This window comes from Mesorhizobium sp. B2-4-15 (genome assembly GCF_006658505.1).
GTDB lineage: Bacteria > Pseudomonadota > Alphaproteobacteria > Rhizobiales > Rhizobiaceae > Mesorhizobium.
Map to the genome: position 1 here is coordinate 112,027 of NZ_VFUZ01000001.1, position 13,347 is coordinate 125,373.

Annotated in this window: 11 protein-coding genes and 1 riboswitch; of the genes, 6 read left to right on the plus strand and 5 right to left on the minus strand. The window is 64.4% G+C overall.

All coding sequences use genetic code 11. The features are described 5' to 3' along the window. Positions 1-2: 2 nt before the first annotated feature. The 4 genes from serA to FJ930_RS00630 all read left to right on the plus strand — a co-directional run bounded on the left by serA (position 3) and on the right by FJ930_RS00630 (position 5,731). Positions 3-1,604, plus strand: a complete 1,602-nt coding sequence (gene serA / locus FJ930_RS00615; RefSeq protein WP_141833703.1) for a phosphoglycerate dehydrogenase — start codon at positions 3-5, stop codon at positions 1,602-1,604. A gap of 535 nt (positions 1,605-2,139) precedes the next feature. Next, positions 2,140-2,748 (plus strand): gluconate 2-dehydrogenase subunit 3 family protein, encoded by a 609-nt coding sequence (locus FJ930_RS00620; protein WP_246676778.1) that lies wholly within the window; start codon positions 2,140-2,142, stop codon positions 2,746-2,748. 2 nt (positions 2,749-2,750) lie between these two features. Continuing rightward, positions 2,751-4,517: a GMC family oxidoreductase gene (locus FJ930_RS00625; protein WP_141833706.1), complete on the plus strand. Its 1,767-nt coding sequence runs from the start codon at positions 2,751-2,753 to the stop codon at positions 4,515-4,517. Beyond that, a complete protein-coding gene (locus FJ930_RS00630) occupies positions 4,514-5,731 on the plus strand; it encodes a cytochrome c (RefSeq protein WP_141833709.1) in 1,218 nt (405 codons plus the stop codon). Before FJ930_RS00625 ends, FJ930_RS00630 begins: the two co-directional genes overlap by 4 nt. A 4-nt stretch (positions 5,732-5,735) precedes the next feature. On the opposite strand, the gene FJ930_RS00635 is transcribed toward FJ930_RS00630, so the two are convergent. Then, positions 5,736-6,638, minus strand: coding sequence for a DMT family transporter (locus tag FJ930_RS00635; RefSeq protein ID WP_141833712.1), 903 nt, complete (start codon positions 6,636-6,638; stop codon positions 5,736-5,738). Positions 6,639-6,851: 213 nt separating this feature from the next. On the opposite strand from FJ930_RS00635, the gene FJ930_RS00640 reads away from it, so the two are divergent. Beyond that, positions 6,852-8,150 carry an adenylosuccinate synthase gene (locus FJ930_RS00640; protein WP_140608267.1) on the plus strand — a complete coding sequence of 433 codons (1,299 nt, stop codon included), beginning with the start codon at positions 6,852-6,854 and terminating at the stop codon, positions 8,148-8,150. 76 nt (positions 8,151-8,226) lie between these two features. Further along, a complete protein-coding gene (locus FJ930_RS00645) occupies positions 8,227-9,987 on the plus strand; it encodes a hypothetical protein (RefSeq protein WP_141833716.1) in 1,761 nt (586 codons plus the stop codon). A gap of 31 nt (positions 9,988-10,018) precedes the next feature. On the opposite strand, the gene FJ930_RS00650 is transcribed toward FJ930_RS00645, so the two are convergent. From FJ930_RS00650 to FJ930_RS00665, 4 genes are all read right to left on the minus strand, one after another. Further along, on the minus strand, positions 10,019-10,318 hold the full coding sequence (locus FJ930_RS00650) for a CcdB family protein (RefSeq protein ID WP_141833719.1): 300 nt from the start codon (positions 10,316-10,318) through the stop codon (positions 10,019-10,021). Continuing rightward, positions 10,318-10,560 carry a type II toxin-antitoxin system CcdA family antitoxin gene (locus FJ930_RS00655; RefSeq protein ID WP_141833722.1) on the minus strand — a complete coding sequence of 81 codons (243 nt, stop codon included), beginning with the start codon at positions 10,558-10,560 and terminating at the stop codon, positions 10,318-10,320. Before FJ930_RS00655 ends, FJ930_RS00650 begins: the two co-directional genes overlap by 1 nt. 78 nt (positions 10,561-10,638) lie before the next feature. Beyond that, entirely contained in the window at positions 10,639-12,459 is a 1,821-nt protein-coding gene (locus FJ930_RS00660) for an ABC-F family ATP-binding cassette domain-containing protein (protein WP_141833725.1), read from the minus strand. Between the two features lies 1 nt (position 12,460). Next, positions 12,461-13,105, minus strand: a complete 645-nt coding sequence (locus tag FJ930_RS00665) for a thiamine diphosphokinase (RefSeq protein ID WP_141833728.1) — start codon at positions 13,103-13,105, stop codon at positions 12,461-12,463. Positions 13,106-13,192: 87 nt separating this feature from the next. Next, positions 13,193-13,307, plus strand: a riboswitch (TPP riboswitch). The last annotated feature ends 40 nt before the right edge of the window (positions 13,308-13,347 follow it).

Consider the following 13,347-nt stretch of genomic DNA (forward strand, 5'->3'; position numbering starts at 1 on the left):
CCATGGCGCCCCGTGTTCTCGTTTCCGACAAACTTTCTCCCACCGCCGTGCAGATCTTCAAGGATCGCGGCGTCGAGGTCGACTATCTGCCTGACCTCGGCAAGGACAAGGAAAAGCTGCTCGAAGTGATCGGCCGGTATGACGGCCTCGCCATCCGGTCGGCGACCAAGGTCACGGAAAAGCTGATCAATGCCGCGCCCAACCTCAAGGTCATCGGCCGCGCCGGCATCGGCGTCGACAATGTCGACATCCCGGCGGCGAGCCGCAAGGGTATCATCGTGATGAACACGCCCTTCGGCAATTCGATCACGACAGCCGAGCATGCCGTCGCGATGATCTTCGCGCTGGCGCGCCAGATTCCGGAGGCCAACGCCTCGACCCATGCTGGCAGATGGGAGAAGAACCGCTTCATGGGCGTCGAGATCACCGGCAAGACGCTGGGCGTCATCGGGTGCGGCAATATCGGCTCGATCGTCGCGACGCGCGGTGTCGGACTGAAGATGCACGTCGTCGCCTTCGATCCGTTCCTGTCGGACAGCCGCGCCGAGGAGCTCGGCGTCGAGAAGGTCGAGCTCGACGAGCTCTTCGCCCGCGCCGATTTCATCACTCTGCACACGCCGCTGACGGACAAGACGCGCAACATCATCGATGCCGCCGCCATCGCCAAGATGAAGAACGGCGTGCGCATCATCAACTGCGCACGCGGCGGGCTGGTCGTCGAGGCCGACCTTGTCGCGGCGCTGAAGAGCGGCAAGGTGGCGGGCGCCGGCATCGACGTGTTCGAGGTCGAACCGGCAGAGCAGAACACCCTGTTCGGCATGGACAATGTGGTGGCGACACCGCATCTCGGTGCCTCGACGGCGGAAGCGCAGGAAAATGTCGCGCTGCAGGTTGCCGAACAGATGGCCGACTACCTGATCAAGGGCGCGGTCTCCAACGCCATCAACATGCCGTCGATCACGGCGGAAGAAGCGCCGCGGCTGAAGCCGTTCGTCAAGCTCGCCGAAGTGCTCGGCGCCTTTGTCGGCCAGGTCACGGAAGATCCGATCAAGGAGGTCGAGATCCTGTTTGACGGCTCGACCGCGACGATGAACACACGCGCCCTGATCAGTGCCGCACTCGCCGGCCTGATCCGGCCGCAGGTCGCCGACGTCAACATGGTGTCGGCGCCTATCATGGTGAAGGAGCGCGGCATCATCGTCGCCGAGGTCAAGCGTGACAAGTCGGGGGTCTTCGACGGCTACATCAAGCTCACCGTCAAGACAGAGCACATGACGCGCTCGATCGCCGGCACCTGCTTCTCGGACGGCAAGCCGCGCTTCATCCAGATCAAGGGCATCAACCTCGACGCCGAGGTCGGCCAGCATATGCTCTACACGACCAATGCCGATGCGCCCGGCATCATCGGCCTGCTTGGCACCGTGTGCGGGGAGAACGACGTCAACATCGCCAACTTCCAGCTTGGCCGTAACCGGCCGGGCGGCGACGCCATCGCGCTGCTCTATCTCGACGCGCCGTTCCCGGAAAAAGTGCTGGAGCAGGTGCGGGCGCACAAGTCGATCGACTCGGCCAAACGGCTGCAGTTCGACGTGAGCGCGGTTTAGGCCCCGTACCGTCGCAACCAGGCGCACGAAACGTCCCGCGTGCCGGCAGCACGCGGGACGTTTCGTTTGGCCTCGATTCAGCCGGCGGACCGCATCCCGCGGCGGACGCTGCCTTACCCGATTCCTGCGCAGTTCGGCCCTTCCCGGACCGTGATTGACCGTGCGAGCTTGGCGCTTGGTCCAAGGATTACTTTTCAACTTGCTGATACATTAGCCGGCGCCGATAAGCATAAGGCCTGGCCTAATCTAACGATTTTGTGATCTGCTTGACGATGCGGATTTCTTTCCGCAGGCTGTCATCAATCGACCCGTATGGCTTGAACTTAACGGTTTTGGTCATGATTTAACGCGCAACTTCCGGCGCGCGCTCGTTGCTGTCAAGGTGCCTTGGATGGATCATCGCAATACTGTCAGGCTGAATCGGCGCCTTTTCCTGTCATCAGTCGCGATGTTTACGGTCACGGCGACTTCGGCAAGCCTTGCCCGCTCTTTCTCCGGCTCCCTGCCTTGGGCACCCCTGTCGTCGGATCCGCCGATGCAGGTGGTCGCTGGCGGCTGGCAATTTTTCACACCGCAGGAAGCGGCTCTTGTCGAAGCCATCGTCGACCGCATCATCCCCGCCGACGATCTCAGCATGGGCGGCAAGGAGGCGGGCTGCGCCGTCTATATCGACAGGCAGTTGATGGGCGCGTTCGGAACCTCGAGCCGGCTTTATACGCAAGGGCCATTCCTGCCCGCATTGCCCACGCAGGGATATCAGGGTGAGGCCAATCCCGCCCAGCGCTACCGCGTCGGCCTCGCCGCCATCGATGCCTTCCTGAAGCAACGCGACGGCAAGACATTCGCCGAACTGCAGCCGGCCGATCAGGATGCGTTCCTGACGGCCATGGAGGCGGGTAAGGTCGAACTGCCCAATGGCGTCAAGGGGCCCGGCTTCTTCGGACTTCTTCTGCAGAACACGATGGAAGGGTTCTTTGCCGATCCGGTCTATGGCGGCAACAAGGACATGGTGTCGTGGCGCATGCTCGGCTTCCCCGGCGCGCGCTATGATTACCGGGATCATGTCAGCAAGCACAATCAGCCCTATCCGCGGCCGCCCGTTTCCATCGAAGGCAGCCCGGAATGGCTGGGCAAGAGGAGCTGACCATGACGACGATACTGCCCCGTAAGGATGTCGTGATCGTCGGCCTCGGCTGGACCGGAGCTATCCTCGCGCACGAATTGACGGACCAGGGCCTCGACGTGCTGGCCATAGAGCGCGGTCCGTGGCGCGACACGGCAACCGATTTCAACATCGGCTATGCGCAGGACGAATTGCGCTACAGCATCCGGCGCGACCTGTTCCTGCAGCCCGCCGTCGAAACCATGACCATGCGCAACGACCCTTCGCAGACGGCGCTGCCAATGCGCGATTTCGGCTCCTTCCTGCCCGGCAACGGGGTCGGCGGCGCCGGCGTGCACTGGAACGGGCACACCTGGCGGTTCTGGGATTCGGACTTCCAGACGAAAACCAATCTGACCAAACGGTATGGCGCGGCCAGGATCGCGGATCTCCAGGTCGAGGACTGGGGCGTGACTGGTGCCGAGATGGAGCCCTATTACGACCAGTTCGAGTATCTGGCGGGGATTTCGGGCAAGGCCGGCAACATCAAGGGCAAACTGCAGGAGGGCGGCAATCCGTTCGAGGATCCAAGGGCGCGGGACTATCCGAACCCACCGATGGAGATGACCTACGCGCCGACCCTGTTCGCCAATGTCGGCCGGTCGATGGGGCTGCACCCGTTCCCGACGCCGTCCGCCAACATGTCGCGCGCTTATGTCAATCCGCTCGGCATCACCATGGGGCAGTGCACCTATTGCGGTTTCTGCGAGCGTTTCGGCTGTGCCAACTATTCCAAATCGAGCGCCCAGACCACCATCCTCCCCGTCCTGATGAAGAAGGCCAATTTCGAGGTCCGGACCGACAGCGAAGTGCTGCATGTCGATCTCGCCGCCGGCGGCAAGTCGGCGCGTGGCGTGACCTATGTCGACACGTCGGGGCAGGAATTCTTCCAGCCGGCCGATCTCGTGCTTCTGTGCGCCTATGGACTGCACAATGCCCGCCTGATGATGCTCTCCGGCATCGGCAAGATCTATGATCCCAATACCGGCGAGGGGACGGTCGGCCGCAATTACTGCTACCAGACCAATGCCGGCGTGCAGGTGTTCTTCGACGACAAGAACTTCAATCCGTTCATCGCTGCCGGCGCGCTCGGCCAGACGATCGACGACTTCAACGGCGACGCTTTCGATCACGGTGCGCTGGATTTCGTCGGCGGCGCGGGCATCAACTGCATCCCCACCAACGGGCGCCCGATCGGCACCAGGCCGACGCTGCCCGGCACGCCGAAATGGGGCAGTGCCTGGAAGAAGGCGACCGTCGAGGGCTACAAGAGCACGCTCGGCTATTCCTCGCAGGGCAGCAGCTACGCCACGCGCACCAACTATCTCGATCTCGACCCGACCTACAAGGATCGCTTCGGCCGGCCGCTGATGCGCATGACGTTCGATTTCCCCGACAACGACATCCGGATGTCGAACTACCTATGCGACCGGATGGAGGACATCGCCAAGGCATTCGGCGGCAAGCAATACAGCGTCGGCCGCCGCAAGAAGGGCTGGGACAGCGTCCCCTATCAGAGCACCCACAATACCGGCGGCGCCATCATGGGAACCGACCCGAAGAGAAGCGCGGTCAACACCTTCCTGCAAAGCTGGGACGTTCCGAACGTCTTTGTCATCGGCGCATCGGCCTTCCCGCAGAACGCCGGCAAGAACCCGACGGGAACGGTCGGCGCGCTTGCCTTCCGTGCCGCAGACGCCATCCGCAACCAGTATCTGCGCAATCCCGGCGCACCGCTGGTGCGGGCATGAGAACGCTCACCGCCATCCTCGCCGCCGGCGCGGCGCTCCTGGCGATCGCTCCGGCAATCGCGGCCGACCAGGCGGACCAGATCATACGTGGTCAGTACCAGGCCGTGCTCGGCGATTGCGCTGGCTGTCATACAAGGCCGGGCGGAAAGCCCCTGGCCGGCGGCCTGCCGCTCGAAACGCCGTTTGGTGCTCTCGTGCCGCCCAACATCACGCCCGACCACGAGACGGGCATCGGCAATTGGTCGGAGAGCGATTTCCGCAATATGATGAAGACCGGCATCGGCCACAACGGCGTGCGGCTCTATCCCGCCATGCCATACGCCGCCTATACCAAGATGAACGAGCAGGACATTTCCGACCTCTGGGCCTACCTCACCACGGTCGACCCGGTGCCGAACAAGGTCGAAGCCAATCAGCTGCCGTTCCCCCTCAATATCCGGCTGGCGATGTGGGGCTGGAATCTCCTCAACTTCACCGAAAGCGCTTTCACGCCGGATCCCTCCAAGTCGGCGGAATGGAATCGCGGCGCCTATATCGTGCAGGGGGCGGGACACTGCGGCACCTGCCATACGCCCAAATCCTTCCTCGGAGCGGACCAGGACAGTGTTTTCCTGCAAGGAGCGTCGCTGCAGGGCTGGTTCGCGCCCGACATCACCAGCAATGCCCAATCCGGCCTTGGAAAATGGTCGCAGGAGGATGTGGTTGCCTACCTCAAGACCGGCGTCAACGCGCGTTCGATCGCGTCCGGTCCGATGGCCGAGGCCGTCGAAAACTCGACCTCGAAAATGACGGATCCGGACCTCAAGGCTGTTGCCGTCTATCTCAAGAGCCTGGGCTCGGATACCGGCAATACGCAAGCGCCAAAGCCGGACGAGGCACGGATGGCCGCGGGCGAAGCGATCTACCATGACAATTGTTCGGCCTGCCATGGTGGCGATGGTGCCGGGGCCGGAGCTCTGTTCCCGCCGCTCGTCGGCAACTCGATCGTGGCGCAAGGCAATGCCGAAACGCTTGCCCGGGTGGTTCTCGCCGGCAGCCAGGCTGTCCATACGGCCGGCGCGCCGACGACACCTGCCATGCCTTCGCTCGCATGGCGCCTGAAGGACCAGGAAATCGCCGACGTGCTGACCTACGTGCGCGGCAGCTGGGGCAATTCCGCTCCGGCGGTCTCATCCGACGATATTGCGGCGGTGCGCAAGGAGTTGCTGCGGTAGCACCTTACCGGCGGGCCGGCACGGCCATCCTTCGCCCGCTATATTCGGCAAGCGCGATGCCGCCCAGCACGAGCACGAGTGCCAATGCCTGATAGAGCTGGAACGTCTCGCCGACGATCAGCACCGAAAGCAGCGTGCCGAAGATCGGCACCAGGTTGATGAACAGGCCGGCGCGGTTGGCGCCGATCAGCTCGTTGCCCCTGATGTAGAGGATCTGCGAGACGACCGAGGCGCCGATCGCGGTGTAGACGATGACTGTCCAGCCGCGCGCGTCGGGCACGATGACCTTGCCGGTGGCTATTTCCCACAGGAAGAAAGGCAGCGAGGTGATCAGCGCCGCGGCCGACAGGGACAGCATCAGGCTCTGCCAACGCATCACCGGCTTTAGCCGCAGCCCCACCGAATAGCCGCTGTAAAGGATGACCGCGACCAGCATGATCGCATCGCCGAAGTTGAGCTCCAGCGTTAGCAGCCGACGCGGGTCGCCGTGGCAGGCGGTCAGGATCACGCCGGCGATGGTCAGCACGACGCCGGCAATCTGCGCCCAGCTTACGCGCAGGCGGAAGAAGATGAAATTGGCTGTCATGATCAGGATCGGCATCGCCGCCTGTTCGATCGAGACGTTGATCGCCGTCGTGTAATTGAGCGCCGTGTAGAAGATGGTGTTGAACAGAGTGAAGCCGCTGGCGCCCAGTGCCGCCAGGACGAACCAGTGCCGGCGCACCACCGGCCAGTCCTCCTGGATCGTGCGCCAGCCGATCGGCAGCAGGATCGCGACCGCCAGCACCCAGCGCAGGAAGACCAGCGTCATCGGCGAGACATGATCGACCGCCAGCTTGCCGGCCACCGAATTGCCGCCCCACAGCAAGGTGGTGAGCAGCAGGAATATATAGGCGCTTCGATGCATGGCGGGATTCCGGCCGCTGCGGATGCGCCGCGGTGTTTGCCGGCCTATTGCCCCCTTCAGCCCAAGTAAATGATGTCAAAGCCGAAAATTGTTGTGCCTCAGGGCATTTTCGGCGGCAAAGAAAGGTCGCGCTCGCGAGGTCTTGACGCTATAGAGGCCTGTCGTTTCGAACCATATCCAAGCCGCTCGGCGGCGTCTCAAGGGAAAAGAAACATGGCCAATGTGGTGGTCGTCGGCTCGCAGTGGGGCGACGAAGGCAAGGGCAAGATCGTCGACTGGCTGTCGGAGCGTGCCGACGTCGTGGTGCGTTTCCAGGGCGGCCACAATGCCGGCCACACGCTGGTCGTCGACGGCAAGGTCTACAAGCTGTCACTGTTGCCGTCCGGTGTCGTGCGGCAGGGCAAGCTGTCCATCATCGGCAATGGCGTGGTCTTCGATCCGCACGCTTTCGTGGCCGAAGTCGCCAAGCTCAAGGCACAGGGCGTCGAAGTGACGCCCGATCGCCTGAAAATAGCCGAAAACACAGCGCTTATCCTGTCGCTGCACCGGGAACTGGATGGATTCCGCGAGGACGCCGCCTCAAATTCCGGGACGAAGATTGGTACGACCCGCCGCGGTATCGGCCCCGCCTATGAGGACAAGGTGGGCCGGCGCGCGGTTCGGGTGATGGATCTGGCGGATTTGGAAACACTGCCCCTGAAGGTCGACAGGTTGCTGACGCACCACAATGCGCTGCGCCGCGGGCTTGGCCATGCCGAAGTCACGCACGAGGCGATCATGAGTGAATTGACGTCGGTCGCCGACGAGATCCTGCCCTATATGGATCGTGTCTGGAAAGTGCTGGACGACAAGCGCCGCGCCGGCGAGCGCATCCTGTTCGAGGGTGCGCAAGGCACGCTGCTCGATATCGACCACGGCACCTATCCCTTCGTCACCTCGTCCAACACGGTGGCCGGGCAGGCGGCCGCCGGCTCCGGCGTCGGGCCTAGCGCCATCGGCTATGTGCTCGGCATCACCAAGGCCTACACGACGCGCGTTGGCGAAGGTCCGTTCCCAACCGAACAGAAGAACGAGATCGGCGAGTTCCTCGGCACGCGCGGTCACGAATTCGGCGTCGTCACCGGGCGCAAGCGCCGTTGCGGCTGGTTCGACGCGGTGCTGGTGCGCCAGGCCGTCGCCGTCAACGGCATCAAAGGCATTGCGCTGACCAAGCTCGACGTGCTCGACGGGCTGGACGAGATCAAGGTCTGCACCGGCTACAGGCTCGATGGCGAGATGATCGACTACCTGCCGGCCAGCCAGGGCGCGCAGGCCCGCGTCGAACCGGTCTACGAGACGCTGGAGGGGTGGAAAGGCACCACCGCCGGCGCGCGCAGCTGGAACGATCTGCCGGCCCAGGCCGTCAAGTATGTCCGTTATATCGAGGAGTTGATCGGCGCGCCGGTCGCGCTCCTCTCCACCAGCCCGGAACGGGACGACACGATACTTGTGACCGACCCGTTTCAAGACTAGTTTCTGAAGCCTTTCCGGGCATCGCGGCTGATTTGCGGGGGTCGGCGCGGAAGCAAAAATACAGGTCGACTGAAGCATGGCAGATTTCGTTGCTGTTCTGAAAAAGGCGCTCGACAAGCACGGCGACGAGACGCCTGAAAAGCGTACGCGCATTTACGAAAGCGTGCGTGCCATGCTGGTGAAGAAGCTTGCGGAATATTCGCCGCCGCTGGCCGCCGAGGCGATAGCCAGGCAGAAACGCTCCCTGGAAGACGCCATTGCGAGCGTAGAGCGCGACTATGCCAAAAGCGTGCCGGAAACGGACCCGCTGGCCGAGCTGGAAAACATCTTCTCGTCCATCGACCGCAACAAGAACCAGTCGAGTCACACGCGCCAGCCGGTGAAGGCGGAGCCCGCCCGGCCGGCGCCGCCCGCCGCCAGGCCGGAGCCTTATCGCCCCGCGCCACCGCCCGAGCGGCCCGCGCCACCGCCCGCCGCCCAGGCCGAGCCAAGCTGGCAAAAGCCCGTGCCGGCGCAGCCAGCAGCCCCGAACCTTGCCGACCCGAACCTTGCCGACCATGCCCTGCCTGGCATGGACGCGGACCAGGACGACGAGCACGCCGATGTCTTCCCGGACGACGAGGAACCGGCGGAGGCTGACACCTTCCAGCGTCCGCGCCCGGCCGAGCGCAAGCGCAGCTATGGCGGGCTGATCGCCGCCGTCGTCGCGTTGCTGGTCATTGCCGGCGGTGGCTATGGCATCTGGCTGAACAAGGACGCCTTCGGCAAGATGCTGGGCCTGGGCGGCAGCAAGGTTGTTGCCAAGGTCGAACCGGTGAAACCGGCGCCGGCCAAACCGGCGCCGGCCAAACCGGCGCCGGCCAAGCCGGCGACCGACGTCGCGCCGCCACCGGCGCCCGCGACAGGCGCCGAAGGGACGAAATTCACGCAACGATTGACGCCTGGAGGCGGCGAAACCGACCCCGGCCCGGCGGGAGGACAAAGCGGCGTAGGCGAGGGTGAATCCGTCGCCGCGCTGACGACGCCGCCCCTGGCGACGACCGCGCCGGCAACACCGCCGCCGGCAACACCGCCGCCGGCCAGTCCGCCGCCGGCCGCCGGCGCGCCCGCGGCGGCGGCACCTGCCGCCACTCCACCCGCGGGCGGCACGGCGCCCGCAACACCTCCTGCCAATGGAACCGCACCCGCGGCCCCGGCCAATGCCGCCGCCACGCCGCCGGCACCGGCGGGCACGACACCAGCGGCGCCCGCTGCCGCTCCCGCTCCGACGCAAGCTTCGGTGCCGGTGGGCCAGAAGGCGATCTTCTATGAGGAGCGCACCAGCACCGCGCAGGGTTCGGCCGAACCCGGCAGCATCGTCTGGTCGCTGGTGCAGGAATCGCCCGGCGGCGACCTGCCGCCCGAGCCGGCGATCCGCGCCGAGGCGACCATCCCGGGCAAGGATATCCAGTTGCGCATGACCATCCGCCGCAACACCGACCGGACGCTGCCGGCCAGTCACATCATCGAGATGATCTTCCTGACGCCCGACGGCTTCGAAGGTGGTGGCGTCGACAACATATTGCGCGTCGCCATGAAGAGTTCGGAGCAGGATGCCGGCAGTCCGCTGATCGGCATTCCGGCCAAGATCGCCGACGGCTTCTTCCTCGTCGCGCTCAACGACACCAAGGCCGACGAGGACGCCAATATGACCTTGCTGCGCGGCCAGGACTGGATCGACGTGCCGGTGGTCTACAAGACCGGACGGCGGGCGCTGCTGACCATGGAAAAGGGCATTCCCGGCGAGAAGGTGTTCGACGAGGCGATCAAGGCCTGGCAGGCCAAGACGGCGGGTTGAGAGGGCCGGGATACGTAATAGTCGCCTTCGTTCAGAAACCCTGAAATAGCATGTCGAGCGCGGCGATGATGTCGTCGTGGTGCTTTGCCAGGTTCATCCGACTTTCACCCAGTTCGCTCGCTGGAACAGTGGCGATCAGGTGAGTCGCCATTACCAGCTTTCGGCCATTGATCTCGAAAACCGGATGAAGTTTTCGCATCGGCGGCGGCACCGTCGCGACCGGGAGAAGCGGGACGACTGCCCGCGTCTTGAAGTTGTCGAGCAGATCGGATTGAACGTCCAGCAAATAGCTGCCTTCGACGCGACCGGCAAAGACATCATGGCGCGCCATCAGAACTGCCGATATTCTTCCAATGGAATGCCGTGCCTTTCGACGTAATCGTTCCACGCATCAATCGTGGCGCGGTTCTCGAGCTTCCACAGCCGCGTTTTTTCGGCCGCCACCGCTTCCGCGATGCCAGCTTCCGCGGCGCGCGAGACATTCACGTCAAGCCCCTTGGCTTCCCTCATGAGGTTGGAGTCGATCGACAGGTTTGCTGGCTGACGGATCGCATTCAAAGCAATCTTGCGCATAATAACCTCCGCAACATGCGCATAATGTATGCGCACTCTCGTGCGGAAGCAATAATCAAGGGCTAGGTCGCAGGTGGCCTAGCCCTCCATCTCCTCGCGCAGCATCTCCAGTTCCAGCCATTCTTCCTCGAGCGCGGCGAGCGTCGCACGCTCCTTGTCGAGGGCGGCGATGGTCTTCTGGAACGAGGCCGGATCACGTTCGTAATAGGCCGGATCGGCGATGTTGTTCTCCAGCCGCGAGATCGATGCGGTCACGGCCTCGATCTTCTTGGGCAAGGAGTCGAGCGCGAATTTCTGTTTGAACGACAGTTTCTTCGCCGGCCCCTTCGGCGTTGCCGGCTCGCTCTTGCCCGATGCCGGCGCATCGCCGGGCTCGGCCTTGGCCCGCGCCTTGCGGTCGTCGAGCCTGGTGCCGCCGCGCTGCGCCAGCATGTCGGAATAACCGCCGGCATATTCGACCCAGCGGCCGCCGCCATCCGGCGCGATGATGCTGGTGACGGTGCGGTCGAGGAAATCGCGGTCGTGGCTGACGAGGATGACGGTGCCGGCAAAACCGGCGACCAGTTCCTGCAGCAGTTCCAGCGTCTCCATGTCGAGATCATTGGTGGGCTCATCGAGCACCAGCAGGTTCGCCGGCCGCGCCAGCACGCGCGCCAGGATCAGCCGCGCCCGTTCGCCGCCGGAAAGCTCGCGCACCGGGGTACGCGCCTGCTCTGGCTTGAACAGGAAATCCTTCATGTAGGAGACGACATGGCGCTGCTCGCCATTGATGACGAGGTTTTCGCCGCGTCCGTCGGTGAGATACTGGGCCAGCGTCTCCTGCGGGTCGACCGCTTCGCGCTTCTGGTCGAGCGTGGCGACCTCCAGATTGGTGCCGAGCCGCACCGAACCCGCGTCCGGCGCCAATTCGCCGGTCAGCATCTTCAGAAGCGTCGTCTTGCCGGCGCCATTCGGTCCGACAAGACCGACGCGGTCGCCGCGCTGGATGCGGGTGGAGAACCCCTTGACCACGGTGAGATCGCCGAAACTCTTCTCGATGTTCTTAGCCTCGATCACCAGCTTGCCGGATTCGGCGGCGTCGCTCGCCACCATGGTCGCGGTGCCTTCGGCGCCGCGATGGCCGCGAAAACGCTGGCGCATGGTCTGCAACTCGCCCAGCCGGCGCATGTTGCGCTTGCGCCGCGCCGTCACGCCATAGCGCAGCCAGTGTTCCTCGCGCACGATCTGGCGGCCGAGCTTGTGCTGCTCGCGCTCTTCCTCTTCCAGCACCAGGTCGCGCCATTCCTCGAAATGGCCAAAACCCTTGTCCAGCCTGCGGGTCTGGCCACGGTCGAGCCAGACGGTGGCGCGCGACACGCGTTCGAGAAAGCGGCGGTCGTGCGAAATGACGATGAGCGCCGAAGAGGTGCGGACGAGTTCCTCTTCCAGCCATTCGATGACAGACAAATCGAGATGGTTGGTCGGCTCATCAAGCAGCAGAATGTCGGGTTCCGGCGCCATGACGCGGGCAAGGGCGGCGCGTCTGGCCTCGCCGCCGGACAGGTCGCCCGGCCGCTCCTCGCCCGACAGGCCGAGATGTTCCATCAGATAGCTGGCGCGGTAGGGATCGTCGGCGGGCCCGAGCCCGGCCTCGACATAGGCCCGCACGGTGGCAAAACCTTCCATGTCGGGCATCTGCGGCAGATAGCGGACGGTCGCCGAAGGTTGGCGGAAGACCTCGCCGTCCTGCGGCTCGATCAGGCCGGCGGCGATCTTGAGCAGCGTTGATTTACCCGATCCGTTGCGGCCGACCAGCGCGATCTTGTCGCCGGCCGAAGCGGTCAAGGCGGCGCCGTCGAGCAGCGGCGTGCCGCCGAAGGTCAGTTTTATCCCGTCGAGATTGAGAAGAGGCGGGGCCATGTCAGCTTTCGGGCAAGGGATAGGGATGGGCGAGCAGCAGCGCTCGGCCATGGCCGAGCGCGATTTCGAGGCGGCCCTTGACCTCGTTGGAGATGGTCAGTGACGAACCGAAGGCCACTTCGACCTCGTCGAGCGGCCATTTGGCGCCGGTGACGGTCAGGCCGGCCAGTTCGGAAAAGCCAAGGATCGAAAACAGCGTGCCGTCGGCATAGTCGAAACCAGCCGTTGCGTTCAGCAAGGGGATGCCTTCCTGTGCGCCGCTGGTCAGCAATACGTCCGTTCCTGCCTCGGCCAGGCGCAGACCCAGCGCCAGATGCAGGAAGGCGTGATCCGCGCGTTTGCCGCCGAAGGCGCCGGCCAGCACGAGGCGCGTTGCGCCGCGCTCCAGTGCCGCCGCGATCGCGAGTTCGCCGTCGGTCTTGTCCTTCTCCGCCGGGAAGGTTAGGCGGGTCACCGCGGCGAGGTCGGCGGGCAGGTCGGCCGGAACCGAATCGAAATCACCCACCCACAGTTCCGGCACAAGGCCCAGCATCCGTGCATGGCCGATGCCGGAGTCGGCGGCGATGACGCGCGAACCGTCGACCTGGCGGTCGAGCCGGGGCGTGCGGATGAGATCGCCGCCAAGCAGGATGGTGAATGTGCTCATATCCTGTCGCCCTTACCAGCCCGGCACGGGAAACGGAAGGCGGCAAACTCCCACTTGCGCGGTTCGCCGGCCGGGCCTATGTGTCGAAACGCTCTAACGGGGTGCCGGCTGCGATGTTCGCGGACCGGCTGAGAGGCAGTCTCGCCAACCCGCTGAACCTGATCCGGTTTGTACCGGCGGAGGGATTAGACGTTTCGGACAGTCCGACGCCTCAATTCCTTTCAATTCAAACGAAGGAGGCG